This is a genomic window from Ornithinimicrobium sp. F0845, assembly GCF_023015765.1.
Taxonomy (GTDB): Bacteria; Actinomycetota; Actinomycetes; order Actinomycetales; family Dermatophilaceae; genus Ornithinicoccus.
This window is the reverse complement of the sequence record NZ_JALKAL010000002.1, coordinates 399,183-424,289: the sequence shown is the minus strand read 5'-3', so window position 1 is coordinate 424,289 and position 25,107 is coordinate 399,183. Positions and strand designations below refer to the sequence as shown.

The window sequence follows — 25,107 nt, the reverse complement described above, 5'->3', positions numbered from 1 at the left end:
GGCCGGTGGTCGCCCCGCCGTGCCCCCGGTGCCGCTGGTGAACGCGAGACCGCGCGCCCGGTCAGCGGAGATGGATAGGTAGGGTGGGCGCCGTGAGCGAGCAGATCGAACGGTCCCTGGTCCTGGTCAAGCCCGACGGCTACCGTCGCGGTCTCAGCGGGGAGGTGCTGCGCCGGATCGAGGCCAAGGGCTACACCCTGGTCGCGCTGGCGGTGACCACCCCGACAGCCGAGCAGCTGGCGACCCACTATGCCGAGCACGAGGGCAAGCCGTTCTACGAGCCGCTGGTCGAGTTCATGTCCTCCGGCCCCGTGACCGCGGCAGTCATCGAGGGTCACGGCTGCATCGCCGGGTTCCGGGCGCTGGCCGGTGCCACCGACCCGACCGCCGCGCTGCCCGGCACGATCCGTGGCGACCTGGGGCGCGACTGGGGCCTGAAGGTCCAGCAGAACATCGTGCACGGCTCGGACTCCGCGGAGTCCGCCACACGCGAGATCGGCATCTGGTTCCCCGAGCTGGCCTGACGGAAAGACCGGTCAGTCCTCGGGCTCCGGCGCCAGATCGACCAGGAGTGCGGTCGCCAGTTCGCTGGCGGCCTGACGCACCTGGGCGATGTCGACGGCAGTGTGCCGTTCGGCCACGGTGGGCTCGATCATCGAGAGCACCTCCTCGCGGCTGCGCTCGGCGGCCCGCACGGCCAGGTCCTGGCGAAGCTCCGGGCTCAGCAGACCTCCTGAGGCGGCTGCCCGGCGGCACAGCTCGACCGCGAACTGCTCGGCCCGGGCGGCCTCCTGCTCGTCGTCGCTGGTGAGCATCAGCGCCGCGCGGTGCAGCATCTGGCGACCGCGCTCCAGATCACCCTCACCCAGCTCGGCGACCGCCCTGGTCAGGAACGGACGGTCCTCCTGCCCGGCCTGCCGGGACAGCAGTGCGAGCTCGATCCCGAGCACCCGCTCGCGCGTCCGGGCCCCGACGTCCTCGTGGCGCAGCCCGGGCACATAGGTCTCGGCCGGGGCGCCGTGCGCCATGGTGTCGAGGTACTCCCGCTGGGCCTCCTCCACGGTGTGCACGGTGTCCCGCAGCGGGATCGGCCGGATGCCGAGGGTGGCCAGGAAGACCACCACCATGATCGGCAGCCCCAGCAGGAAGACGTCGTGCAGCTGGTCGGACAGGCCCGCGCGGATCGCGGCGAGCACCTCCGGCGGCAGGCCAGCCGTGGCGGCGGGGTCCAGCGCGGCCCCGGCGTCGATGCCCTCGAGCTCGCCGCCCAGGTCGTCGACGACGTCGGCGGGCAGGTGCGAGGCGATCGCTCCGGCCAGCCCGGCGGTCATCACCGACCCGAAGATGGCGATGCCGACCGTGTTGCCCACGTTGCGGAAGAACTGCAGGGTCGCCGTGGTGACCCCGAGGGCCGCGCGGGGCACGGCGTTCTGCACGACCAGGGTGTACTGCTGCATGGCCAGGCCGAGGCCGACGCCCATGACCGCGATGGCCGCGGTCAGCTCCCACTCCGAGGACTCGACCCCCAGCCGGGTCAGCATCCACAGCCCGACCGCGACGAGCCCCGTGCCGAGCAGCATGAACTCCTTGTAGCGGCCGGTTTTGGTGATCAGGAAGCCCGCCACGATGCCGAAGACGATGAGGCCCAGCATCATCGGCATCAGGATCAGGCCGGACTCGGTGGCATTGACCCCCAGCACGCCCTGCGCGAAGACCGGCACGTAGATGATGGAGCCGAACATGACCATCGCCAGGCCGAACGCCGCGATGTTGGACCAGGTGACGATGCTGTTGCGGAACATGCCCAGCGGAAGCAGGGGGTTCTCCGCCCGCGTCTCGACCACTGCGAAGGCCACCAGCAGGACCGCGCCGACCGCCAGCAGGCCGACGATGACCGGTGAGCCCCACGGGTAGGTCGAGCCGCCCCACGAGGTCGCCAGCAGGACCGCGACCAGGGCGGGCGTGAGGGTCACGATGCCCAGCACGTCGATGCGGCCCCGGGTCGGCTCGTGGTCGAGCTGAAGGAACCGCCCGATGATGAAGACCGCGACGACGCCGAGCGGCAGCGCCGCGAAGAACAGCCACCGCCAGCCCCACGCGTCGGTGATGAAGCCGCCGGCGATCGGCCCGGCCACGGAGGTGACGCCGAAGACCGCGCCCATCAGGCCCTGGTACTTGCCGCGCTGTCGCGCCGGGATGATGTCGCCGATGATCGTCTGCGACAACGGCATCAGGGTGCCCATCCCGAGTCCCTGCACGGCCCGCCCGGCGACGAGCGTCCAGAAGTTGGGCGCCAGTCCGGAGATGACCGAGCCGATCATGAAGATGACCAGGCCGCCCAGATAGAACTCGCGCCGCCCGAACATGTCGGAGAGCTTGCCGACGATCGGCACCACGATGGCCGAGACCAACATGGCCGCGGTCGCGACCCAGGCGTAGTGGGCCATCCCGCCGAGCTCGGCCACGATGCGGGGCATTGCGGGCCCGACGATCGTCTGGCTGATCGAGGCGACGAACATGCCGAGCATCAGGCCGATGAAGACCCGGCGGTGCTCGGCGGTCATGGTGTATACCGTGGGTGCGGTCATCATGCTCCCTCCCGGGCCTGGGCGCACGCATCCTATCGGCAGCGGGGTTGGCCCTGACCGGTCTCGCCCACCAGACTGGGGCCCGTGGAGCCCTCCCTCATCCTGGGGCCGATGGTGCGGCACGTCGAGGCGACCAGTGCCGCGCTGTGGGTGGAGACCGCCCGGGCCGGCGAGGTGGCCGTCCGGCTGCCGGGGCGGGACGGCCAGGCAGTATGGCGTGCGCCCACCTTCTGCGTCCACGGTCACCACTACGCCCTGGTCGAGGTGACCGGCCTGCGGCCGGGTGAGCGCGCGTCATACGAGGTGTTGGTCGACGACGTGGTGGTCTGGCCGGTGGAGGACGATCCCTTCCCGCCGCCGGTGCTGGCGACCACGCCGCCCGCGGGGCCGCTGCGGGTCGCGTTCGGCTCCTGCCGCACCAGCGTGCCGCACGACACGGTCCACCACCTGACCCACGGGGTGGACGCGCTGCGCACCTACGGTCTGGCGCTCGCGGCCGGGGACCCCGGGCCTCCCGGTGTGCCCCCGGACCTGCTGGTGCTCCTGGGTGACCAGGTCTACGCGGACGCCACGAGCGCGGCGATGCGCGAGTTCATCGCCTCACGACGCAGCCTCGAGGAGGGGCCGGGCGAGGAGCTGGCGGACTTCGAGGAGTATGCCCATCTGTATCGACTGGCCTGGAGCGAGCCGGCCCTGCGCTGGCTGTTCTCCTGGCTGCCGAGCCTGATGATCTTCGACGACCACGACATCCGGGACGACTGGAATACCTCGTTGGCCTGGCGTGAGGAGATGGCCCGGACGAGCTGGTGGCACGGGCGCGTGGTCGCCGGGCTGGGGTCCTACTGGGTCTACCAGCACCTGGGCAACCTCTCCGTGCAGGCTCGTGCCCGGGACCCGCTCTGGGTCGAGCTGCAGCGGCGTCGGGCTTCGCGGCCGCAGGAGGAGGTGGACCTCACCGACGCGGTCGACGACTTCGCGGACCGGGCGGACCGGGACCCGCTGTCCTACCGCTGGTCCTACACCCACCCACTGGGCGCCTCGCGACTCGTGGTCGTCGACTCGCGCGCCGCGCGCCAGCTCGACCCGGGACGCCGCGCGATGCTCGACACCTCCGAGATGGCCTGGCTCGACGAGCAGCTCACCGGCGACGTGGAGCACCTGGTGGTGGCGACCTCCCTGCCCTACCTGCTACCGCCCGGGATCCACCACCTCGAGGCGTGGAACGAGGCCGTGGTGGCCGGCGCCTGGGGATCCCGGTGGCGGCGACCCGGGGAGTGGCTGCGGCAGGAGTTCGACCTGGAGCACTGGGCTGCTTTCAACGACTCCTTTGAGCGGGTCGCGGCGATGGTCACCGAGGTGGCCGACGGGCGGCGTGGCGCCGCGCCGGCGTCGGTGCTCTTCCTCTCCGGCGACGTGCACCACTCCTACGTCACCGAGGTCGAGCGGGTGGGAGCCTCACGCATCCTGCAGCTGGTCTGCTCGCCGATCCGCAACCCGATGCCGCGGTTGCTGCGTGCCGTCTTCGCCGTCTTCGCGCACGGCGTCGCCCGCCCGGTCGGCGCACTGCTCGCCCGGTCGGTGCGGGTGCCCGACCCGTCCCTGCGCTGGCACGGCCTGGCAGGACCGTGGTTCGACAACAACGTCGCCGTGCTGGACATCGAGGGTGAGGACCTGCGCGCCGTCTGGCTGGCCGGTCGCGTCGTGCCGGGCGCCGGGGACGATCCGCACCTGACCCTGGTCGCCGATGTGGAGCTCGACCTGCCGCCGGTCGGCGCCGTGCAGGAGCCAGGCGTCGCGCACGTGCACCCGGAGGACGGTTCTCGGCGCTGGGCCCGCCTAGCGGTCCTGGGCGCGACAGGGCTCGGCGTGGCGGGGCTGCTCTGGCGCCGTCGACGGTGAGAGTGGGGTGCCCGTTCCGGTCCGGGCACCTGTCCGCTGCGGCCGGTGTGACCCGAACGAGGCGACCCGCGCGATGGTCTCGGGATGGCTCAGGATCCGGCGGTGACCGAGACCGTCGGTGAGCCGCAGCTCGCTACCTGGCCAGGCCCTCGTGATGGCGACCGAGCCGCTGACCGGGGTCATGCGGTCGTCCCGGTCGTGCACCGCCAGGAGCCTGGGTGCAGCCTGGGCGCCGGCGACAGACCGCGCCAGGTCCGGCACGTCGAAGGCCGCGAAGGGGTGGCCGATCCGTCGCTCGATGCGGGCGGCCATCCGGCGGCGCGTCCGGTGACCCAGGTGGAGGGTGTGGCCGAACGTGTGGAGCATCGGCTCCACCGAGGCGGCCGCGGCCACGAAGGCGTAGGCACCGGCCCCCGTGCCGCGGGCGGCGGCCCACATGGTGGCCATCGCCCCGATGGAGTGGGCCACCACCAGATCGGCGGGGCCATGGTCGCGCACCACGAGGGCGTACGCGTCGGCCATCTCCATCACCCGGCTGGACCGAGGGCCGTAGGCGCCGGCGGCGGAGTCGCCGTGGCTGGGTGCGTCGTAGGCCACGACCCGGAAGCCGGCGTCCACGAGCGGCTGGACCAGTGCGGCGAGCTGCTGCCACCAGCCGGCCCAGCCGTGGACGAGGTAGGCCGTGGGCGCACCCTCCGGTCCGTAGGTGCGGCCGTGCACGGCGAGCCCGTCGCCCCGGGTGGTGAAGGGCGTCCCGCCCGCAGGTGTGCCGAGGTGCCGGATCCCGCGCGGAGTCGGCGACAGCCGGAACCACAGGGCCTCGGCGACCCGGGCCGACAGGCCGGGCGCCACCGGGTCGGTGACCCGCAAGAAGGCCCGGACCAGCGCGGGAGCCCGCGGAGGCCGGGGCGTGGGTGTCCCGGGAGGGACGGCCGCGTGGAGTTCAGCACGAACGATCGTGCTTTTATGGGTAGCCATTGAGTGCTCCTTCGATGTGCTTCGGGGTTCAGCTGGTCGGGCGCAGGTCGTCGAGCAGTCGCTCGAAGGCGCGCCGGGTCCGCGAGTCGGCGCGCTCGTCCCGGAGCAGGCGCACCGCGAAGTGGTAGCCGAGCATCAGCGCGAGGATGTCGTAGGCGACCTGGTCGACGTCGGCGTCCTCGCGGAAGTGGCCCTCGCGGACCCCTCCGCGGACCACCTGGGCCAGGGTGTCGAGCCACTCCTGCTGCTGGGTGACGAGCAGGTCGCGCACCGGCCCGTCCGGCTCGTCGTCGAACTCGCGGGCCGCGGTGACGAAGACGCAGCCGCCCGGCAGCGCGTAGTCGGCGAAGCCGGCCCAGCCGAGCCAGCGGTCGACGATGAACGTCAGGCGTGGTTCGCCACTGGACACGTCCAGGGCAGGGGTGAACACGCGGGCGACGAACATCCGGCCGGCGAAGTCGAGCACGTCGAGCTGCAGCTGTTCCTTGGACCGGAAGTGGGCGAACAGTCCGCTCTTGGACATGCCGAGCGAGTCGGCGAGGGCCCCGATGGTGATGCCCTGCAGCCCGACGTTGCTGGACTGCGCCAGCGCCTCGCGCAGCGCCAGCTCGCGCGTCTGCTCACCCTTGCTCACGACACCCATAAAAGCACGACCGTGCGTTTCTGCGCAAGAGGTTTGTGGGAGCACGCGTGGCTCACGCAGCCCCTCGCTGGCTAGGCTCGCTGTGACAGGGCCGACTCGGCCACCCACGCAAGGCCAGGAGGCAGAGCACCGTGCGGATCGGCATACTCACCGGCGGGGGAGACGTCCCCGGACTGAACCCGTGCATCAAGGCGGTCGTCAACCGGGTTCACGAGGAGGGCCACGAGGTCGTCGGCATCCGTCGCGGCTGGGGCGGCCTGCTCGGCACCAACCCCGACGACCCCGAGTCCGTGGCCCGCAACCTGCTGCCGCTGGACCCGGTGACGGTGCGCACGGTGGACCGCAGCGGCGGCACCTTCCTGCACAGCTCGCGCACCAACCCCGGCAAGGTCAAGGCCTCCGACGTGCCGGACTTCCTGGCCGACTCGGTCAGCGGCGACGGGCCGCACGACCTCACCGCGCACGCGCTCAGGGTGATCGAGCACGCGGGCATCGACGTGCTGATCCCGATCGGCGGCGACGACACGCTCTCCTACGGGCTGCGCATGCACCAGGAGGGCGTGCCGACGATCGCCATCCCCAAGACGATGGACAACGACGTCAACGGCACCGACTACTGCATCGGGTTCTCCACGGCGGTGACGCGCGGCGTGCAGTTCATCCACAACCTGCGCACCTCCACCGGGTCGCACGAGCGGATCGCGGTCGTCGAGCTGTTCGGCCGCTACTCGGGGGAGACGTCGCTGATCACGGCCTACCTGGCGGGGGTGGACCGGGCGCTGATCCCCGAGGTGCCCTTCGACATCGACCGGGTCTGCGAGCTGCTCATGGCGGACAAGGCCAAGAACCCGTCGAACTACGCGATGGTGACGATCTCGGAGGGGGCGACCCTGGCCGGCGGGGAGATGATGCTCTCGGGCGAGGCCGACGCCTACGGTCACCGCAAGCTCGGCGGCATCGGTCAGCTCACCGGGGAGCTGATCAAGGAGCGGACCGGCGAGGGCATCGTCTACCAGCAGGTGGGCTACCTGATGCGGTCCGGCTCGCCCGACTCGCTGGACCTGATGGTGGCCACGAACTATGCGGTGATGGCGGCCGACCTGGCCCTCGACGGCTCGACGGGCCGGATGGTCGCACTGCGCAACGGCTCCTACAGCAGCGTGCCGATCTCGGTCACCGGCGAGGGTGTCAAGCGCGTGGACGTCGACGAGCTGTATGACGCGCCGAACTACCGGCCGACCGTGCGCCACGTGCGCGGGAAGCCGATGTTCCTCTACTGATCGTTGGGGCCGGCCTGCGCTGGGATCCCGCGCCCGGGCCTCGCACGCGCGAGCCTCTCGGTCCTGAGTCTCCCGACCGCGGGCCTCCGGCTCCTGAGCCTCGCGACCGCGGACTTCCGGCTCCTGAGTCTCCCGACCGCGGGCCTCCGGCTCCTGAATCTCGGAGCGCTCATGGTGGTCCAGGTGCAGCTGCCCGCGGGCGTCCCGCCATGGGAGGCCGTCGACGCGAGGCAGCCTGTGGTCGTCGAGCATGTCGATCACGTGCGGCAAGGCACCCGCGCCGATGTGTGGACTTTGTGCCTGCGTGTGGCTTTTGGTCCTCCAGGGGGCTCAAAAGCCACACGCTGGAACTTTCTCCACACACCACGTCCCGACAACACCGTGCGGCGGGAGCCCGACGCGTGGAGCCGGTCACCGGCACTGGAGCGACACTCCGAGGGCTCGGCGGCCCCGGGAGCGACGCCCCGAGCGCTCGGTGGCCCCGGGAGCGACGCCCCTAGCGCTCGCTGGGTCTGAGAACACAACACGGTGCGCCCAGTCGCCCCGGAATCTCCTGACTCCCTGCGTAGGATCGGTCGTGTGAGCATGGGTCGGGGTCTGCTGGGGCGTGATCTGGCCCTCGACCTCGGCTCGAGCACCACCCTGATCCACCAGCAGGGCAGGGGCGTCGTGCTCGACGAGGCCTCGCTGGTCGCGGTGGACTCGGCGTCCGGCAGCCTGGTCGCCGCGGGGCAGGACGCCGTCGAGATGCTCGGCCGCACACCCGCGAAGGTGGTCACGGTGCGGCCCGTCGTCGATGGCGTGGTGACTGATGGCGACCTCACCGAGTCGATGCTGGGCCACTTCCTGCAGCAGCTGCGGATCTCCCGCCTGGTGCGACCACGCGTGGTCGTCTGCGTGCCGAGCAACGTCACGCCCGTGGAGCGCCGTGCGCTGGAGGACGCGGCCCTGCACTCCGGGGCCCGCCGGGTGTTCGTGCTCGAGGAGTCGATGGCCGCCGCGATCGGCGCCGGCCTGCCCGTGCACGACGCGACGGCCAGCATGATCGTCGACATCGGCGCCGGGACGACAGAGGTCGCCGTGATCAGCCTCGGCGGCATCGTCAACGCCCGCAGCCTGCGGGTCGGGGGCGACCAGGTGGACGAGGCGATCGTCACCGGCGTCCGCGAGGCCCACGATCTGCTCCTGGGGGAGCGCTCGGCGCAGGACATCAAGGTGAGCATCGGCTCGGCGTACCCGTTGTCCGAGGAGCTGGAGAAGCGGGTCCGCGGCCGGGACGTCACCACCGGCCTGCCCAGGACGGTGACGCTGACCTCCACCGAGGTCCGGCGGATGATCGAGCCGGCGGTGCTGCAGATCGTCGACGTGGTCAAGGCCGTGCTCGACGTCTGCCCGCCGGAGCTGTCCGGCGACGTGCTCGACCACGGCGTCGTGCTCGCTGGCGGGGGCGCGCTGCTCCGCGGCGTCGACGAGCGGTTGCACCGTGAGCTCGGTGTGAAGGTCCTGGTCGCCGACGAGCCGGCCCGTGCGGTCATCCGCGGAGCGGGGGCCTGCGTCGACGACTTCACCGCCCTCGAGCGGGTCCTGGTCACCCCGCGTCGGGCCTGAGCCGATGACGCGCCGCCGCCTCCTGCCGCGACTCAGCGGCGCGCGGGCCACGCAGGTCCTCCTCACCGCTCTCGTCGGGCTCACTGTCTGTGTGCTCCTGGTGGACCTGGCCCGCCCGGCCGTGACCGCACCGGTGCGCCGGAGCGCAGCCACGGTGTTCGCCCCGGTCCAGGCCGCGATGACCGGGTGGACCGACGACCGGCTCACCGAGGTCACCCGCGAGCGGGACGCGCTCGACGCCCGGGTTAAGGAGCTGGAGGCCGAGCTGCGCACGTCCGGGCAGCTCACCGAGCTGGAGCGGGCCGCGGCGGGCTGGGGCGGTCACGAGCTGCTCCCGGCCCGCGTGGTCGGCTTCTCCTCCGGCAGCACACCGGTCGGTGGCCGCACCGTCACGATCGACGCCGGTGAGCTCGACGGCGTCCGGACTGACCAGACGGTGGTCAGCTCCGACGGTCTGGTCGGGCGGGTGGTCCGCACCGCGCCCACCAGCGCCGACGTGGTGCTGCTCGGGGGCTCGGACGTGGTCGTCGGGGTGCGCTTCGGCGACGAGGGAGCCCTCGGCTCCGTCGACGGTCGACCCGCTCCGGGGCTCCCGGCCCGCGCCTCCGGCCAGCTCACCCTGACGGCCGTGGGCGACAGCATGATCTCGGTGGGAGACCCCGTCACCACGCTCGGCAGCCCGGACTCCATCCCCTATGTCGCCGGGATCCCGCTCGGGACCGTCACCTCCGTCGACCCCGACCGGGGCCAGTTGGGCAGGACCGCCGTCGTCGAGCCGTTCGTGGACGGGGACTCCCTCGACCTCGTCGCGGTGGTCCTGCTCGGGGAGGAGGTCCGATGATCGCCACGCTCCCCGTGATCGGCGCCCGCACGGTGCTGCTGCTCGTGGCCGTGCTCGCCCCGACCCTGTTCCCCAGCGGGATGCCCGGCCGCCCGGACCTGGTCGTGCTCGTCGTGGCGGCGGCCGCCCTGATGCACGGACCCGTGACCGGTGCCCTGGTCGGGCTGGCCGGTGGCTGGCTGGTCGACCTGGTCCCGCCCGGTGGCGAACCGCTGGGTGCAGGGGCCCTGAGCTACGCGCTCGCCGGGGCGCTCGTGGGTGCCGCCCGGAGGTGGGCACCTGCCTCACCGCTGGTGCCGTGGATCGCCGCCGTGGGCGGGGCCGTGGTGATCCAGCTGGTGCGCGGCCTCACCGCGGCGGCGGGCGTCGGTGTCGCGCACCCCGTCGACCTCCTCTGGTCGGTCGCGGCCACCGCCCTCTTCGCGCTGCTGGTGCTCCCCGTGCTGATCGGCGTCGAGCGCTTCCTGCTGAGCCGGGGATGGGCATGAGCCGGGTCGGCCGGGTGGGCATGAGCCGGGTCGGGCGGGTGGGCGTGAGCCGGGTCGGTCGGTGCGCATGAGTCGGCGCACCGGGCGGACCCAGGTCCGGGTGCCGCGCCCGCAGACCAGCCCGCCGGCGGCCCGGCGGCACCGGTCCGTGCGCCCGCTGTGGGGGCTGCTGGCCGTCGCGCTGCTGCTGGGCACGGTGCTGGCCGGGCGGCTGTTCGACCTGCAGGTGGTCAACCACGAGCAGCTCGCCGTCCAGGCGGCCGACGTGAGCACCCGCGTGGTGACCGAGCCGGCGCTGCGCGGGCGGATCCTCGCCGCCGACGGCACCCTGCTGGTGGCCAACGCACCGACGACGGTCGTGACCGTCGACCCGCGTGTCCTGCTGGAGTCCGACGACGAGGGCCGTGCCCTCATCGAGCAGGTGGCCCTCGAGCTCGACCTCCCGGTCGAGTCGCTGTGGGGACGGACCCGGCTCTGCGGGACGGAGGGTGCCCCGCCTGTCCCGTCCTGCTTCTCCGGCTCGCCCTACCAGCCGATCCCGATCGCCTTCGACGTCGACCCGGTGGCGGCCCTGGCCGTCCTGGAGCGCCCCGAGCGTTTCCCCGGCATCGCCATCGACACCCGGCCGGTGCGCACGTACCCCGAGACCTCGGTGAACGCCGCCCACCTGCTGGGCTACCTCGGGCGGCCCACCCAGGAGGAGGTCAGTGCCCGGGACGACCTCGCAGCGGAGGACCTGCTCGGTCGGGCCGGGCTCGAGGCGACCTACGACGCCCAGCTGCGCGGCACCTCCGGCCGGACCACCGTCACCATCGACCCGCGCGGCGTCGTCACCGGTCAGCTGGACCACTCCGACCCGGTGAGCGGTCACGACCTGGTGACCCACCTCGACGCCGACCTGCAGGCCGAGGTGGAGCGGACCCTGGCCGGCACGGTGCGCATCTCCCGGGCCCAGGGATGGCCGGCGGAGTCCGCCGCCGCGGTGGTGCTCGACGTGCGCACCGGTGGGGTGGTCGCCGCCGCCAGCCACCCGACATACGATCCCTCGATCTGGACCACCGGGGTGACCCAGGCGCAGTATGACGCCCTCACCAGCGACGCCTCCGGGCAGCCGCTGGTCAACCGGGTCGTGTCGGAGACCTTCCCGCCCGCCTCGACGTTCAAGGTGATCTCGCTGCCCGCCGCCCTGGCCACAGGGGTCGACCCGGACCAGGAGTACGCCTGCCCCGGCGCGGTGGACATCGGGGGCCGACGCTTCACGAACTACGAGTCGCGGGCGCACGGGCCGCTCAGCCTGCAACGGATCATGGAGGTCTCCTGCGACACGGTGTTCTACGGATGGGCCTACGACGAGTGGCGGGCCCAGGGCGGGCTGGCCCAGGAGAGCGACCTCACCGATCCCTGGGTGATCACCTCCGAGCAGTTCGGGCTGGGGCAGCGCACCGGGGTGGACCTGCCGGGGGAGACCTCCGGGGTGGTGCCCGGTCGCGAGTGGAAGCGTGCCTACTGGGAGGCGACGCGCGAGGACAGCTGTGCCCGTGCCGAGACCGGCTACCCCGAGGAGACCGACCAGGAACGACGGGAGTTCCTCGAGCAGCTGGCCCGCGAGAACTGCGCCGACGGCTGGCAGTACCGCCCGGGGGACGCGGTGAACTTCTCGATCGGCCAGGGGGACGTGGCCGTCACACCGCTGCAGCTGGCCGTGGTCTACGCCGCGATCGCCAACGGCGGCACCCTCTGGGAGCCCCAGGTGGTGGACGAGGTCCGCACGCCGGCCGGTGAGCTGGTGGATGACCTCGCCCCCGTGGCCTCCGGCGAGGTCGGGCTGGAGCCGGAGGTCCTGGAGATCGTGCGATCCGGCCTCGCGGGGGTCAACACCAACGGCACCGGTGTGCCGGCCTTCGCGACCTTCGACCTGGAGGCCTACCCGGTGGCCGGCAAGACGGGCTCTGCCGAGTCGTTCGGGGAGCGGTCGACGGCCTGGTATGCCTCTTACGGCCCGACCACCGACCCGCAGTATGCCGTGGTGGTGGTCATCGAGCAGGGCGGGATCGGCGGGGACATCGCCGCGCCTGCGGCCCGGCGGATCTGGGACGCCATCGCGGGGCAGTAGGGCACATCACGCCCGTCAGGCTGCGAACACGGGGAGGCAGCTGCGGGGTCAGCGGCCGTCAAGCACGGCCGCGACGGCCTCGCCCCAGATGCCCGCGGCCTCTGCGACGTCCTGCTCGCCGACCACGAGGGCCGGGATGAAGCGCACGCACTGGCCCCAGGCACCGTTGTTGAGCAGGAGGAGTCCGCGCTTGGCGGCCTCCTGCTGCACAGCAGCGGAGGTCGCGCCGTCGGGTGCGCCGTGCTCGTCCCGAAACTCGTTGGCGATCATAAGACCGAGCCCCCGCACGTCGGTGATCTGGGGGTGCCGCGCCGCGACCTCGTCCAGTGCGGCCCTGAGCTGCTTGCCGCGCGTAGCGCTGTTCTCGACCAGGCCCTCCTCCTGGATGACGTCCAGGGTGGCCAGGGCCGCGGCGCAGGCGACGGCGTTGGCGCCGTAGGTCCCACCCTGGGAGCCCGGCCAGGCCTTCTCCATCAGGACGTTGGAGGCGGCGATCCCCGAGAGCGGGAACCCGGAGGCCAGCCCCTTGGCGGTGATCAGGATGTCGGCGCGGGCATCGAAGTGGTCGCCGCCCCAGAACTTGCCGGTCCGGCCCCATCCGGTCTGCACCTCGTCGACGACGAGCAGGATGCCGTGCTTGTCCGCGCGCTCCCGCAGGCCCGCGAAGAACTCGGTGTTGGCCGGGACGTAGCCGCCCTCGCCGAGCACCGGCTCGACGAGGAAGGCGGCCGTGTCCTGGGGGGAGGTGAGGGTCTGCAGCGTGTAGTCGAGCTGCTTCAGGGCGAACTCCGTGGTCTCCTCCTGGGACCAGCCGAAGTGGCCGGGGTCGGGGAAAGGGGAGACCTGGACGCCGGCCATCAGGGGGGAGAACCCGGAGCGGAACTTGGTGCCTGACGTGGTCAGGGAGGCTGCGGCCACCGTACGGCCGTGGAAGCCACCGTGGAAGACGACGATGTTGGGTCGGCCGGTCGCCTGCCGGGCCAGGCGGAGCGCTGCCTCGACGGCCTCGGAGCCGGAGTTGGCGAAGAACATCCGGTCCAGCCCCTCGGGGAGGACCTCACCTAAGCGGTCGACCAGCTTGAGGAGCGGCTCGTGCATGACGGTGGTGTACTGCCCGTGGATCAGTTTTCCGACCTGCTCCTGCGCGGCGGCGACGACCTTGGGGTGGCAGTGGCCGGTGCTTGTGACCCCGATGCCAGCGGTGAAGTCAAGGTATCGGCGATCGTCCGCGTCATACAGGTAGACGCCCTCGCCCCGCGTCGCGACGACGGGCGTGGCCTGCTTGAGCACAGGTGACAGTTCAGCCATGAGTCCTCCTCGGATTGCTCCTCCACGGCGCCGAGCGGGACCGGGAGAGCGTGTTAGATTGTCGACAATCAGCGTATCGCATGCCTGGGACCAGGCCCCCGTAGCCTGGGAGTCGCCCAGTCACACCCCCCGGAAGGAGTCCTGGATGAGTGCCCACGAGGTGGATCGGGAGGCAGCGGTGCTGGAGGCGGTGCCCACCCAGCTGCTCGTCGGCGGTGAGTGGCGCGACGCCGAGGCCGGGGCCACGTTCGAGGTGATCGACCCGTCCACCGGCCGGGTCCTGTGCACGGTGGCCGACGCCAGCCCCGCCGACGGTGTCGCGGCACTCGACGCGGCGGTCGCCGCCCAGGCCGACTTCGCCGCCATGCCGCCCCGGGAGCGCTCCGACATCCTCACCCGGGCGTTCGAGCTGCTGCACGAGCGGATTGACGACCTCGCCCTGCTGATGACCCTCGAGATGGGCAAGCCGCTCGCCGAGGCCAAGGGCGAGATCACCTACGCCGCGGAGTTCTTCCGGCACTTCGCCGGGGAGGCGACCCGGATCAGCGGTGGCTACCAGACCGCCCCCGCCGGCGGCGCCCGCTTCCTCATCGCCAAGCAGCCGGTCGGCCCCTGCCTGCTCATCACGCCCTGGAACTTCCCCATGGCGATGGGCACCCGCAAGATCGGCCCGGCGATCGCGGCGGGCTGCACCAGCGTCATCAAGCCCGCCCACCAGACGCCGCTGTCCATGCTGGCCCTCGGCCAGATCCTCATCGAGGCGGGGCTTCCCGAGGGCGTGGTCAACATCGTGACCGCCCAGCGCTCCGGCGAGGTGATGGAGCCGCTGATCCGCTCCGGCCGCGCCCGCAAGCTCTCCTTCACCGGCTCGACCAAGGTGGGCAAGATCCTGCTGGAGCAGTGCGCGGACAAGGTGCTGCGCACCTCGATGGAGCTGGGCGGCAACGCACCCTTCATCGTCTTCGAGGACGCCGACCTGGACGAGGCGGTCTCCGGTGCGCTCGCCGCCAAGATGCGCAACATGGGTGAGGCCTGCACCGCGGCCAACCGGATCTACGTCCACGAGTCGGTCGCCGAGGAGTTCGGCCAGAAGCTGGCCGAGCAGATGGGCGGTATGCCGGTGGGTCGCGGCACCGAGGACGGCGTCCGGGTCGGCCCGCTCATCGACCAGGCGGCCCAGGACAAGGTCACCGAGCTGGTCGCCGACGCAGTGGACCGCGGGGCGCGGGTGGTCACCGGCGGGTCCGCCCCGGAGGGCGAGGGCTACTTCTTCACCCCCACGGTGCTCACCGACGTCTCGCGGGAGGCACGGATGGGAAGCGAGGAGATCTTCGGACCGGTCGCGGCGATCACGCCGTTCTCCACCGAGGAGGAGGTCATCGCCGCCGCCAACGACACGCCATACGGTCTGGTCGCCTATGTCTTCACCAACGACCTGCGCCGCTCGCTGCGGGTGGCCGAGGCGCTGGAGACCGGCATGGTCGGCCTCAACCAGGGCGTGGTCTCCAACCCGGCGGCGCCGTTCGGGGGAGTCAAGGAGTCCGGCCTGGGCCGCGAGGGCGGCGACACCGGCATCGAGGAGTTCCTGGAGACCAAGTACATCGGCATCGCCCTCGCCTGACCCCATTTTCTCAGGGGTTTTGCTGCTGCCGCCCGCATTTTGGTAGCGGTCATGCAGGTGGGGCCGCCTGCAAAAGCCCTGCAAGAATGCGGGGTCGAGCAGCGAAACCACTACGAAAATTGGTGGGCTATTAACGGCAAGGTGGCGGGACGTATCTAGGTTCGGTTAGCCTTACCTAATGATTTCCGGCGACACCGTCCCTCACGCCCTGGCTGGTGCTGGCCTGCGGCTGTCCTACAGCGGCCACGAGGTGGTCCACGGCGCCGACCTACGGCTGCGGCACGGTCACGTGACCGCGTTGATCGGCCCCAACGGGTCAGGCAAGTCGACGGTGCTGCGCTCGCTCGCCCGGCTGCACCGCCCGGACGGGGGCACGGTGTCCCTGTCCGATGTGGCAGACATCCAGGCGCTCCACGCCAAGGACTTCGCGCGGCGTGTCACGATGCTCTCGCAGAGCCGGCCCACCCCGGGCGGCGTCACGGTCCGGGACGTCGTCGGGTTCGGGCGACACCCCTACCGCGGGCGGTTCCGCGCCAACGACCCCGACGGCAACGCCGCGGTCGAGCGGGCCATGGCCCTCACCGGAGTCGACGAGATGTCCGAGCGTGGGGTCGACGAGCTGTCCGGCGGTGAGCTGCAGCGGGTCTGGCTGGCCACCTGTCTGGCCCAGGACACCGGCGTCCTGCTCCTGGACGAGCCGACCAACCACCTCGACCTGCGCTATCAGGTGGAGCTGCTCGACCTGGTGCGTGACCTGGCCACCGAGCACGGTGTCGCCGTCGGCGTCGTCCTGCACGACCTCAACCAGGCCGCGCTGGTGGCCGACACCGTCGTGCTGCTGCACCACGGCGAGGTCCGCGCGAGCGGTGAGCCCGGTGACGTGCTCACCTCCCAGCTGCTCAGCGAGGTCTACGGCCTCCACGTCGACGTCCACCTGCACCCGCTGAACGGGCGCCCCGTCTGCGAGCCGCGTAGCCGGCACGCGAGCCCGGCCGCGTCGTCGGCGCAGGGCGCCCAGGTCGCGACCGTCGATCCCGTCGGCGCTCTGGCCGCCGGCTGACGCCCGACCCACCACGCGTCCCACCACGGAACGCACCGCAGCACGTCCACCGAGCCCGGTGGACGGCATACTCAGGAAGGCACCCCAGCATGCATCTGCCCCGCCCAGTCCACGTCGCGAGCCTTGCCGTCGCTGCGGCACTCACCCTCACCGCCTGCGGCACCACCGAGGACGCCGCGACCGACGACGGCGACACCCAGGACGCGGGGGGCGGAGGGCCGGTGACCCTGACCGACGAGCGCGGGGAGCACACGCTCGATGGTCGCGTCGAGGATGTGGTGTCACTCGAGTGGGGCCTGACCGAGAACTTGCTGACCCTGGGGATCGTGCCGGTCGGGCAGGCCGACGTCGAGGGCTACAACACCTGGGCGACCGTGGTGCCGCTGGACCCCGAGGCCACCACCGACGTCGGCACCCGTGGTGAGCCCAGCATGAGCGACATCACCGCCCTGGACCCCGACCTCATCGTCACGACCACGGACATCCCGGAGAACGTCATCGCCCAGCTCGAGGACATCGCGCCGGTGCTGACCGTGCGGGGCTCGGACGCCGAGGACCCGCTGGGCTACATGCGTGAGACGGTCGAGCTGCTGGGCGCCGCCACGGGCCGGGAGGCCGAGGCCGAGGAGGCGCTCAACACCTTCGACGAGAAGCTGGCCGAGGGGCGGGCCGCGATCGCCGAGGCGGGCCTGGACGGTGCGGAGTTCACCATGGCCGACGGCTGGATCGTCAACGGCGTGGTGTCCGTCCGGATGTACACCCCAGGCTCCTACTTCGGCGCCATCGGCGAGGAGCTCGGCATGGTCAACGCCTGGCCGGAGGGCGGCGACCCGGACTATGGCCTGGCGCAGACCGACATCGAGGGACTCACCGCGCTGGAGGACGTGCAGTTCATGTACGTCGCGAACGACGCATCGGGCGAGGACGACCCGTTCACCGCGGGCGTGGAGGGCAACGCGATCTGGGAGCAGCTCCCGTTTGTCACCTCCGGCACCGTGCACCGTCTCCCGGACGGTATCTGGATGTTCGGTGGCCCGGAGTCCGGCGCGGCCTTCATCGACGCGGCCGTCGACGCGCTGACGCAGTGAGGTGACCGACACGCACACCCGCGCGAGCGCCGACCCCGTCCTGGAGGCAGGTCGGGGCGGTGCGCGCACCCCGGAGAGGCCCGCACGCCGGGCGGGCCGGTCCCTGGGGCGCCGCGCAGAGGGGGGCGGCGCCCCAGGCACCCGGTCAGCTCCGGCGAGCATCGCCGGCGCCTTCCTGGCCGTCACCCTGCTCGGCCTGCTGATCGCGGCCGTCCACCTGACCCAGGGGACCTCCCCGGTCGGCGCCGCCGAGCTGTGGCACTGGGCGACGGGCGGGGAGGGGATGGACCAGACCGCGGCCGTCCTGATCGCCTCCCGGGTGCCGCGCCTGCTGGCCGGCGTCCTGGTGGGTGTGGCCCTCGGCTTCTCCGGGACCCTGCTGCAGTCGATCGCCCGGAACCCGCTGGCCTCACCGGACACCCTCGCCGTCAACGCCGGCGCCTACCTCACCGTGGTCCTGGTGGCGGTGCTCGGGATCGCCGCGCCGTTCTACGGTCAGATCGGCCTGACCTTCGTCGGCGGGCTGGTGGCAGCGGCGCTCGTGCTCGCCCTGGCCCGGGGTGGCGCCGCCGGGCCGAGCCGGCTGATCCTGGCCGGTGCCGCTATCTCCATGGCGCTGAACTCCGTGGTCACCCTGTTGCTGATCCTCAACGAGCAGGAGTCGATGGGGCTGTTCGCCTGGGGCGCCGGCTCGATCACCCAGTCCGGCAACCGCACCGTCGCCCTGGCCCTGCCGGTGGTGCTGCTCGGCATGCTGGCGGCGGTGCTCATGGCACGCCGCATGGACCTGCTGGCACTCGGTGACGACGCCGCCGCGGTCCTCGGGGTGTCGGTGCGCAGCAGCCGCGTCACGGCGGTCCTGGTGGCGGTCCTGCTGGCCGCGGTCGCGGTCGCTGTCGCCGGTCCCATCGGCTTCGTCGGCCTCGCCGCACCCCTGCTCGCGCGGCTCCTGGCCCGCAGGGTCCCCGGGCTCGGCAAGCACGTCGTGCTGCTCCCGTTCGCCGGCCTGATGGGCGTGGTCGTCACCCTCGGCGCGGACGTCCTGCTGCGCAGCCTGGTCCCGCCCACGATGACGGCCGCGGTGCCGACGGGCGTGGTCACCTCGGTGCTCGGCGCCGCCCTGCTCGTGTGGTTCGCCCGCCGCCTGCCCGACACCGGCCCGGCCCTGTCGACCACGAGCGAGCACCTGGGCCGCCCCCGGACCCGGCGCGTCGTCGTCTCCGTCCTCGCCGTGGCGTCCCTGGTCCTGGTCGGCGCCACGGTCCTGGCCGTGCTGCTCGGCGACCGGCTGATCCTGATGGGGGACGTCGCGAACTGGCTGAACGGGGTCTCCGGCCGGGAGGTCACCCTGGAGATGGGCCGCCGGATGCCCCGCGTGCTGGCCGCGTTGCTGGCCGGCGCCGCACTCGCGCTGGCGGGCACGATCGTCCAGGCAGTATGCCGTAACCCGCTCGCCGAGCCGGGGTTGCTGGGGGTCACCGCCGGTGCCGGCCTGGGTGCCGTGGTCATGATCCTGCTCGTGCCGGGCGTGGGCGTCTGGGCGATGTCGGGGGCCGCGTTCGCCGGGGCCATCGCGGTCACCGCGCTGGTCTTCCTGCTGGCCCACCGTGGCGGTCTCAGCTCCACCCGCCTGGTGCTCATCGGGGTCGGGGTGCAGACCGGTCTCTTCGCCCTCATCACGCTGGTCATCGTGGTCGTCGCGCCCTGGGACGTGAACCTGGCGCTCACCTGGCTGGCCGGGTCCACCTACGGACGGACCGTGGACCACCTGGTGCCGGTGACGATCGCCCTGCTGCTCATCACCCCCCTCGCGGTGACCCTGCGCCGCGACCTGGACGTGGTGTCCCTCGACGAGGACACCCCGCGCATCCTGGGCATCGCCCTGGACCGGTCCCGGGTGGTGCTGCTCGGGGCGGCCGCGCTGCTGACCGCTGCCGCGGTATGCGCGGTCGGCGTGGTCGCCTTCGTCGGCCTGGTGGCTCCGCACGCGGCCCGCGCGCTGGTCGGTGCCCGGCACACCAGGGTCATCCCGGTCGCGATCCTGCTCGGGGCGATCCTCGTCTCCGGTGCCGACACCATCGGCCGGTTCGCGCTGGCCCCCATCCAGATCCCGGCGGGCGTGGGCACCGCGCTGCTGGGCACGCCGTACTTCATCTACCTGCTGTGGCGCAGCCGCGGCAGCGACACCTGAGGAGGAACCCACCTATGACCGTGGCCACCGCCGTCGCCACCTGGCGCTTCTTCGACGTCACCGTGGCGCGACTGGAGCAGCTGAGCCCCAGTTTCCTGCGCGTGACCTTCACCGGGGAGGACCTGCACGAGTATGCCGACCTGGGCCTGGACGCCCGGATGAAGCTGGTGCTGCCGTCGCCCGAGGGCGGCCACGCCCACCTGCCGCGCGGCGAGGACTGGTTCCAGCAGTGGCGCGGACTCCCGGAGGAGCACCGCAACCCGATCCGGACCTACACCACGCGGGCGGTGCGTCCCGAGGTGAGCGAGGTCGACGTGGACGTGGTGCTGCACGGCGACGCCGGACCGGCCTCGCGCTGGGCCAACCGCGTGCAGGTCGGCGACGCCGCCGTGCTCATGGGCCCCAACGCGGTCGCGGACGGGCCGCACGGCGGGGTGGAGTTCCGACTTCCCGCCGCCGACCGTCCGGTGCTGCTCGCCGGCGACGAGACCGCGGCGCCGGCCATCGCGGTCATCCTGAGCCAGCTCCCGGCATCCTCCACCGGCGCGGCCTTCCTGGAGGTGCCCGACGAGGCGGACCGGCTTGACCTGGTGGCCCCGGCCGGGGTCACCGTCACCTGGCTGGCGCGCGGCACCCAACCGCACGGCGCCCTGCTCGTGCCGGCGGTGCAGGGTGCTGCGAGCTCCCTGACCGCGCAGACCCGCGGGGTCGCGCCCGCGGCCGTCGAGCTCGAGGACGTCGACGTGGACGAGGAGATCCTCTGGGAGGTGCCGGGGGAGTCGACCACCGGGGAGCTCTACGCCTGGTTCGCCGGCGAGGCCGGCGTCATCAGGACGCTGCGCCGTCACCTGGTCGGCGAGCTCGGCGTCGACCGCGGGTCCGTGTCGTTTATGGGCTACTGGCGCACAGGTCGCGCTGAGAGCTGAGCCCGTCTCAGCACCGTCGACCCGACGGGTGACGGGTCAGGCGGGCTCGAGCCGCCCGTCGGTGAGGCGCCGCACCGCGTCGGACATGTGCGCCACCAGGAGCTCGTCGGTCAGGGCCGGATCGCTGCCGGTGAACGACTGGGCGATGGCCCGGTGCTCCTCGACGCGCACCGCCTCACCGGGGAGGTACAGGTCGGACAGCGCGTGGATGCACATCCGGGTCTCGGTGATCAGGATCTCGTGCATCCGGGACAGCCGCGGGCTGGCCGCCAGTGACACGAGCAGCTCGTGGAAGGACACGTCCGCGGCGCTCTCGGCGTGCTGGTCGCGGGCCGAGGCCATGACGTCGATGACCTTGGCCAGCGCCGCGCCGGCAGAGACCGGGTCGCGCTGGTGGATCTGCTCGGCGGCGGCCCGCTCGACGGCCTGCCGCGCGAGGTACATGTCCCGCACCCTCTCGGGGGTCATCTCGATGACGAACAGTCCACGGTTGCGGATCGAGATCAGCAGGCCCTCCGCGGTCAGCCGCTGCAGGCCCTCGCGCAGCGGGCCCCGGCTGACCCCGAGCTCACGGGCCAGGTTGGCCTCGCCCAGCTGGGACCCGGGTGGGATCAGGCCCGAGGCGATGGCCTCGCGCACCCGCCCGGCGATCATGCTGGGGGTCGACTCCTGCACCAGCGGCTCCATGGCGCCACGGGCGGTGTCATGCCGGGGCGCGAGCCGACGCTCTGCTGCCTTCGTGGCCATCGGATCAGTCTCCGCTCCTGGTGAAGAGGGTGCCCAGGTCCTGGATCTCGGGGACCTCACCGAGGAGGTTCAGCCCCTGCCAGATCGTCACCTGGTTGGCGGTCAGGACCGGCACTCCGGCCGCCCGCTCCAGGGATGATATCCACTGCAGGGTGTGCATCGCCGTGTCCGGCACCAGCACGGCCTGTGCGCCCCCGCTGAGGTCGGCCCCGCGCACGATGGCCTCCACCTCCGGCTCACCCAGCGTGCCCACCTCGGCGGCGGTGACGATGCCGTGGCTGCCCATCGCGGTCACCTCGATGCCGCCGGCCCCGAGGAAGGCGACGAAGTGCTCGGCGACGTCCTGCGGGTAGGACGCGGCCACGCTGACCCTGGTCAGACCCAGTGCGCGGCAGGCCGCCACGAACGCCAGCGACGTCGACGAGGTCGGCAGGCCGGTGACCTCCTGCAGCTGTGCGACCTGCTCGTGGGCCCCGTCCCAGCCGAAGACGAAGGACCCCGAGGTGCAGGCCCACATCACGGAGTCGGGGGAGTGCGCCTCGACCAGCGCCCGGGCGCCCTCGGCCAGCCGTGCTGCCCCGCCGAGATCGAGCAGGGCGTCGACCCGGTGCGCGTCCTCGCCCACCGAGGTGTGCACCAGCGGCAGCCGCAGGTCGGAGTCGAGGCGGACCTCCAGCGCGGGGTAGTCATCCTCCGCGCTGTGGCCCGGATAGAGCAGGCCGATCGTGGGCATGTCCCCTCCTTCGCGAGCAGTCGTGCGATTGTCGACAATACTATTAGACTCTCGCCCATGCCGGAACCCGATTCCGCGCTGGTGGCCGGGCTCCGTGCCGGGCTGGAGGGGGAGGTCCTCACCGGCCCCCAGGCACGGGCCCTCTACGCCGCGGACGCCTCGAACTACCGGGTCGTGCCCGATGCGGTGGTGCGGCCCCGCACCGAGGACGACCTGGAGGCGACCCTCGCCCTGTGCCGAGAGGCCGGTGCGCCGGTGACCCTGCGCGGGGCCGGCACCTCCATGGCGGGCAATGCCATCGGGACCGTCGTGGTGGACGTCGCCCGGCACCTGAACGCCATCCTGGACCTCGATCCGGCCAGCGGGACCGCGCTGGTCCAGCCCGGGGTGGTGCTCACCGACCTCATGGCGGCCGCCGCGCCGCACGGCCTGACCTTCGGGGCCGACCCGTCCTCGGCCAGCCGCGCCACGCTCGGCGGGATGATCGCCAACAACGCCTGCGGCGCCCACTCCCTGGCCTGGGGCACCACCGCCGACAACGTGCGGGCGCTGGAGGTGGTCACCGGCGCGGGCGATCGCCTGGAGCTGAGCACGCCTGCGCCCGGCTGGTCACCGGAGTCCCGCGACACCGAGATCGGCAGTATGCCGGGAGTCGCCGGCGACCTGCACCGCGCCCTGGGCGCGCTCGGCCGGGAGCACCAGCGGCTGATCGAGCGGCAGTTCGGCACCTTCACCCGGCAGATCTCGGGCTACGCCCTGCAGCGGCTGCTGCCCGACCAGGGGATCGACCTGGCGCGCCTGCTGTCCGGGAGCGAGGGCACACTGGCCACGACGCTGCGCGCCACCGTCGCCCTGGTGCGGCCACCCGCGGCGCGGGTCCTGCTCGCGCTGGGGTTCCCGGACAGCGCCTCGGCCGCGGACAGCGTCCCGCACCTGCGTCCCTACGGCCCGCTGACGATGGAGTCGATCAACGCGACGCTGGTCGACCGGCTCCCTGAGGAGGTGCGCCGGGCGGCGGTGGGCGCGGGTCTGCCGGAGGGGCGGGTGTGGCTGCTGGTCGAGATCGGCGGCGAGGACCTGCAGACAGCCAGCCGCTCGGCCGAGGAGGTCGGGGTGCTGGTGCGTGACGCCGGCCTCGGGGCCACCGCCTCGGTCGTCGTGGACCCTGCCGCCCAGGCCGTCCTGTGGCGGTGTCGTCGCGACGGCACCGGCCTGGCGACCCGCCGTGCCGACGGAGCGGAGGCCTGGGGTGGCTGGGAGGACGCGGCGGTGCCGCCCGCCCAGCTGGGGACCTACCTGCGCGAGCTCGACGTCCTACTGGCCCGCTTCGGCTACTCCGGCTCCTCCTACGGCCACTTCGGCGAGGGCTGCATGCACATCCGGATCGACTTCGACCTCGTCTCGACCGAGGGCATCGCGGCGTACCGCGCGTTCGTCGAGCAGGCCACCGACCTGGTCGTCTCGCTCGGTGGCTCTGTCTCCGGGGAGCACGGCGACGGGAGGGCCCGCTCCGAGCTGGTCCGACGCATGTACGGTCCCGAGGCACATGCCCTGTTCACGCAGGTCAAGCGGGCCTGGGACCCAGGCGGGGCCCTCAACCCCCACGTGATCGTCGACCCGCTCCCGGTGGACCGCGACCTGCGCCACGCCGGCGCGGCGGCCGGTCGCACCGTCCTGACGCTGACCGCCTTCCCGCAGGACGGCGACGGCTTCGTCGGTGCCCAGCGGCGCTGCGTCGGCGTCGGCAAGTGCCTGCAGTCCACCGGCGGAGTCATGTGCCCGAGCTATCGCGCGACGGGCGAGGAGAAGGACTCGACGCGCGGTCGCGCCCACCTGCTGTGGGAGATGCTCGAGGGCGACGTGATCACCGATGGGTGGCGCTCGGAGGAGGTCCGCGACGCGCTCGACCTGTGCCTGTCCTGCAAGGGCTGCCTCACCGACTGCCCGGTCAACGTCGACATGGCGACCTACAAGACCGAGTTCACCTACCAGCACTACCGACGCCGGCCCTGGGCCCGGCCGCGCTCGCACTGGTCGATGGGGTGGTTGCCGCTGTCGGCCCGCGCCGCGACCGCCCTGCCGACGGTGGCCAACGCGGTGCTGGGCTCCCGGCTCGCCCCGGTGATCAAGCGCATCGGCGGCATCGCACCCGAGCGCGACCTCCCCCAGTTCGCCCCCCGCAGCCTGCGCCGCCAGCTGGGCGCACGGCATACTGCCACCGGCACCGGCAAGGTCCGGGGCGTGGAGGCCAGCTCACGCGGCCGCGTGCTGCTCTGGCCGGACACATTCACCAACTACCTGACCCCCGGGGTGGGGACCTCCGCGATGGCCGTGCTGGAGGTGGCGGGCTTCGAGGTCGTGCTGCCCGAGGGGCCGGTGTGCTGCGGGCTCACCTGGGCCTCGACGGGGCAGCTGCCGACGGCCCGGCGGGTGCTGCGCCGCTCGCTGGAGGTGATCGCGCCGGAGGTCGGGGCGGGCACTCCGGTCGTGGGGCTGGAGCCGAGCTGCACCGCGATGCTGCGGCACGACGCCGCGCACCTGCTGCACGGCCACCCCCTGGTGGACCGGCTGCCGTCAGCGGTGCGGACCCTGGCCGAGGTGCTGGCCGAGCGGGCCCCGGACTGGGTGCCGCCGCAGATCGGCGGCGAGGCACTGGTGCAGGTGCACTGCCACCAGCATGCCGTGATGGGGTTCGACGCCGAGCGGGCCCTGATGCGGGCGGCCGGCGTCGCCGTCGTGGAGCCGGAGCAGGGGTGCTGCGGACTGGCCGGCAACTTCGGCTTCGAGCAGGGGCACTATGAGCTGTCCCAGGCCGTGGGGGAGCGCACGATCCTGCCGGCCGTCCGGGAGGCGGGGCCGGACACGCAGATCCTCGCCGACGGCTTCAGCTGCCGCACCCAGATCGCCCAGGGCACCCCGCGCCGCGCCCGGCACCTCGCCGAGCTGCTGGCCGAGGGGCTGTAGCCGGCGGGCCCGGCAGCGGGACGGGTCGGGG

Annotated in this window: 19 protein-coding genes; 13 read left to right on the top strand and 6 right to left on the bottom strand. The window is 72.6% G+C overall.

What is annotated here, in order from left to right; all coding sequences use genetic code 11:
* Positions 1 to 92: 92 nt before the first annotated feature.
* Positions 93 to 524, top strand: coding sequence for a nucleoside-diphosphate kinase (gene ndk, locus MWU75_RS05230; RefSeq protein WP_247088715.1), 432 nt, complete (start codon positions 93 to 95; stop codon positions 522 to 524).
* Positions 525 to 536: 12 nt separating this feature from the next.
* Here the strand turns inward: ndk and MWU75_RS05225 are convergent, their stop codons facing one another.
* On the bottom strand, positions 537 to 2,564 hold the full coding sequence (locus tag MWU75_RS05225) for an MDR family MFS transporter (RefSeq protein ID WP_247088713.1): 2,028 nt from the start codon (positions 2,562 to 2,564) through the stop codon (positions 537 to 539).
* A 108-nt stretch (positions 2,565 to 2,672) separates the two neighbouring features.
* Between MWU75_RS05225 and MWU75_RS05220 the strand changes: the two genes are divergently transcribed.
* Positions 2,673 to 4,487: an alkaline phosphatase D family protein gene (locus tag MWU75_RS05220; RefSeq protein WP_348647738.1), complete on the top strand. Its 1,815-nt coding sequence runs from the start codon at positions 2,673 to 2,675 to the stop codon at positions 4,485 to 4,487.
* On the opposite strand, the gene MWU75_RS05215 is transcribed toward MWU75_RS05220, so the two are convergent.
* Positions 4,425 to 5,465, bottom strand: coding sequence for an alpha/beta hydrolase (locus MWU75_RS05215; protein WP_247088711.1), 1,041 nt, complete (start codon positions 5,463 to 5,465; stop codon positions 4,425 to 4,427). The genes MWU75_RS05220 and MWU75_RS05215 overlap by 63 nt on opposite strands.
* Before the next feature lie 28 nt (positions 5,466 to 5,493).
* Positions 5,494 to 6,099 carry a TetR/AcrR family transcriptional regulator gene (locus MWU75_RS05210; protein ID WP_247088708.1) on the bottom strand — a complete coding sequence of 202 codons (606 nt, stop codon included), beginning with the start codon at positions 6,097 to 6,099 and terminating at the stop codon, positions 5,494 to 5,496.
* Between the two features lie 140 nt (positions 6,100 to 6,239).
* Here MWU75_RS05210 and MWU75_RS05205 point away from each other — a divergent pair, with 140 nt between their 5' ends.
* The 5 genes from MWU75_RS05205 to mrdA all read left to right on the top strand — a co-directional run bounded on the left by MWU75_RS05205 (position 6,240) and on the right by mrdA (position 12,438).
* Positions 6,240 to 7,388, top strand: a complete 1,149-nt coding sequence (locus MWU75_RS05205; RefSeq protein WP_247088706.1) for a 6-phosphofructokinase — start codon at positions 6,240 to 6,242, stop codon at positions 7,386 to 7,388.
* A gap of 585 nt (positions 7,389 to 7,973) precedes the next feature.
* The gene (locus tag MWU75_RS05200) at positions 7,974 to 8,996 is read left to right on the top strand and encodes a rod shape-determining protein (protein WP_247088867.1); all 1,023 of its coding nucleotides are present in this window, start codon (positions 7,974 to 7,976) and stop codon (positions 8,994 to 8,996) included.
* 4 nt (positions 8,997 to 9,000) lie between these two features.
* Positions 9,001 to 9,837, top strand: a complete 837-nt coding sequence (gene mreC, locus MWU75_RS05195; protein WP_247088704.1) for a rod shape-determining protein MreC — start codon at positions 9,001 to 9,003, stop codon at positions 9,835 to 9,837.
* Positions 9,834 to 10,325, top strand: a complete 492-nt coding sequence (gene mreD / locus MWU75_RS05190; RefSeq protein ID WP_247088702.1) for a rod shape-determining protein MreD — start codon at positions 9,834 to 9,836, stop codon at positions 10,323 to 10,325. Before mreC ends, mreD begins: the two co-directional genes overlap by 4 nt.
* Before the next feature lie 67 nt (positions 10,326 to 10,392).
* Entirely contained in the window at positions 10,393 to 12,438 is a 2,046-nt protein-coding gene (gene mrdA / locus MWU75_RS05185) for a penicillin-binding protein 2 (protein ID WP_247088700.1), read from the top strand.
* Positions 12,439 to 12,486: 48 nt separating this feature from the next.
* On the opposite strand, the gene MWU75_RS05180 is transcribed toward mrdA, so the two are convergent.
* Positions 12,487 to 13,746, bottom strand: coding sequence for an aminotransferase class III-fold pyridoxal phosphate-dependent enzyme (locus MWU75_RS05180; RefSeq protein WP_247088698.1), 1,260 nt, complete (start codon positions 13,744 to 13,746; stop codon positions 12,487 to 12,489).
* A 145-nt stretch (positions 13,747 to 13,891) separates the two neighbouring features.
* Here MWU75_RS05180 and MWU75_RS05175 point away from each other — a divergent pair, with 145 nt between their 5' ends.
* The 5 genes from MWU75_RS05175 (at position 13,892) to MWU75_RS05155 (ending at position 20,632) form a co-directional block, all read left to right on the top strand.
* Positions 13,892 to 15,367, top strand: a complete 1,476-nt coding sequence (locus tag MWU75_RS05175; protein WP_247088696.1) for an NAD-dependent succinate-semialdehyde dehydrogenase — start codon at positions 13,892 to 13,894, stop codon at positions 15,365 to 15,367.
* Between the two features lie 178 nt (positions 15,368 to 15,545).
* Positions 15,546 to 16,427 (top strand): ABC transporter ATP-binding protein, encoded by an 882-nt coding sequence (locus tag MWU75_RS05170; RefSeq protein ID WP_247088693.1) that lies wholly within the window; start codon positions 15,546 to 15,548, stop codon positions 16,425 to 16,427.
* Between the two features lie 89 nt (positions 16,428 to 16,516).
* Positions 16,517 to 17,515, top strand: coding sequence for an iron-siderophore ABC transporter substrate-binding protein (locus MWU75_RS05165; protein WP_247088692.1), 999 nt, complete (start codon positions 16,517 to 16,519; stop codon positions 17,513 to 17,515).
* Between the two features lies 1 nt (position 17,516).
* Complete coding sequence (locus MWU75_RS05160) at positions 17,517 to 19,706, top strand: iron ABC transporter permease (RefSeq protein WP_247088690.1); 2,190 nt, start codon at positions 17,517 to 17,519, stop codon at positions 19,704 to 19,706.
* 14 nt (positions 19,707 to 19,720) lie between these two features.
* Entirely contained in the window at positions 19,721 to 20,632 is a 912-nt protein-coding gene (locus tag MWU75_RS05155) for a siderophore-interacting protein (protein WP_247088688.1), read from the top strand.
* 36 nt (positions 20,633 to 20,668) lie between these two features.
* Here the strand turns inward: MWU75_RS05155 and MWU75_RS05150 are convergent, their stop codons facing one another.
* On the bottom strand, positions 20,669 to 21,379 hold the full coding sequence (locus MWU75_RS05150; RefSeq protein WP_247088686.1) for a GntR family transcriptional regulator: 711 nt from the start codon (positions 21,377 to 21,379) through the stop codon (positions 20,669 to 20,671).
* Between the two features lie 4 nt (positions 21,380 to 21,383).
* Positions 21,384 to 22,112 carry a maleate cis-trans isomerase gene (locus MWU75_RS05145; RefSeq protein WP_247088684.1) on the bottom strand — a complete coding sequence of 243 codons (729 nt, stop codon included), beginning with the start codon at positions 22,110 to 22,112 and terminating at the stop codon, positions 21,384 to 21,386.
* 57 nt (positions 22,113 to 22,169) lie between these two features.
* On the opposite strand from MWU75_RS05145, the gene MWU75_RS05140 reads away from it, so the two are divergent.
* Positions 22,170 to 25,076 carry an FAD-binding and (Fe-S)-binding domain-containing protein gene (locus tag MWU75_RS05140; RefSeq protein WP_247088682.1) on the top strand — a complete coding sequence of 969 codons (2,907 nt, stop codon included), beginning with the start codon at positions 22,170 to 22,172 and terminating at the stop codon, positions 25,074 to 25,076.
* The last annotated feature ends 31 nt before the right edge of the window (positions 25,077 to 25,107 follow it).

Coding starts and splice junctions, on each gene's coding strand:
- MWU75_RS05145 (WP_247088684.1), bottom strand. CDS start 22,112: ATGCCCACGATCGGCCTGCTCTATCCGGGCCACAGCGCGGAGGATGAC.
- mreC (WP_247088704.1), top strand. CDS start 9,001: ATGACGCGCCGCCGCCTCCTGCCGCGACTCAGCGGCGCGCGGGCCACG.
- MWU75_RS05170 (WP_247088693.1), top strand. CDS start 15,546: ATGATTTCCGGCGACACCGTCCCTCACGCCCTGGCTGGTGCTGGCCTG.
- MWU75_RS05200 (WP_247088867.1), top strand. CDS start 7,974: ATGGGTCGGGGTCTGCTGGGGCGTGATCTGGCCCTCGACCTCGGCTCG.
- mrdA (WP_247088700.1), top strand. CDS start 10,393: ATGAGTCGGCGCACCGGGCGGACCCAGGTCCGGGTGCCGCGCCCGCAG.
- MWU75_RS05225 (WP_247088713.1), bottom strand. CDS start 2,564: ATGACCGCCGAGCACCGCCGGGTCTTCATCGGCCTGATGCTCGGCATG.
- MWU75_RS05180 (WP_247088698.1), bottom strand. CDS start 13,746: ATGGCTGAACTGTCACCTGTGCTCAAGCAGGCCACGCCCGTCGTCGCG.
- MWU75_RS05165 (WP_247088692.1), top strand. CDS start 16,517: ATGCATCTGCCCCGCCCAGTCCACGTCGCGAGCCTTGCCGTCGCTGCG.
- MWU75_RS05140 (WP_247088682.1), top strand. CDS start 22,170: ATGCCGGAACCCGATTCCGCGCTGGTGGCCGGGCTCCGTGCCGGGCTG.
- MWU75_RS05155 (WP_247088688.1), top strand. CDS start 19,721: ATGACCGTGGCCACCGCCGTCGCCACCTGGCGCTTCTTCGACGTCACC.
- MWU75_RS05175 (WP_247088696.1), top strand. CDS start 13,892: ATGAGTGCCCACGAGGTGGATCGGGAGGCAGCGGTGCTGGAGGCGGTG.
- MWU75_RS05215 (WP_247088711.1), bottom strand. CDS start 5,465: ATGGCTACCCATAAAAGCACGATCGTTCGTGCTGAACTCCACGCGGCC.
- MWU75_RS05150 (WP_247088686.1), bottom strand. CDS start 21,379: ATGGCCACGAAGGCAGCAGAGCGTCGGCTCGCGCCCCGGCATGACACC.
- mreD (WP_247088702.1), top strand. CDS start 9,834: ATGATCGCCACGCTCCCCGTGATCGGCGCCCGCACGGTGCTGCTGCTC.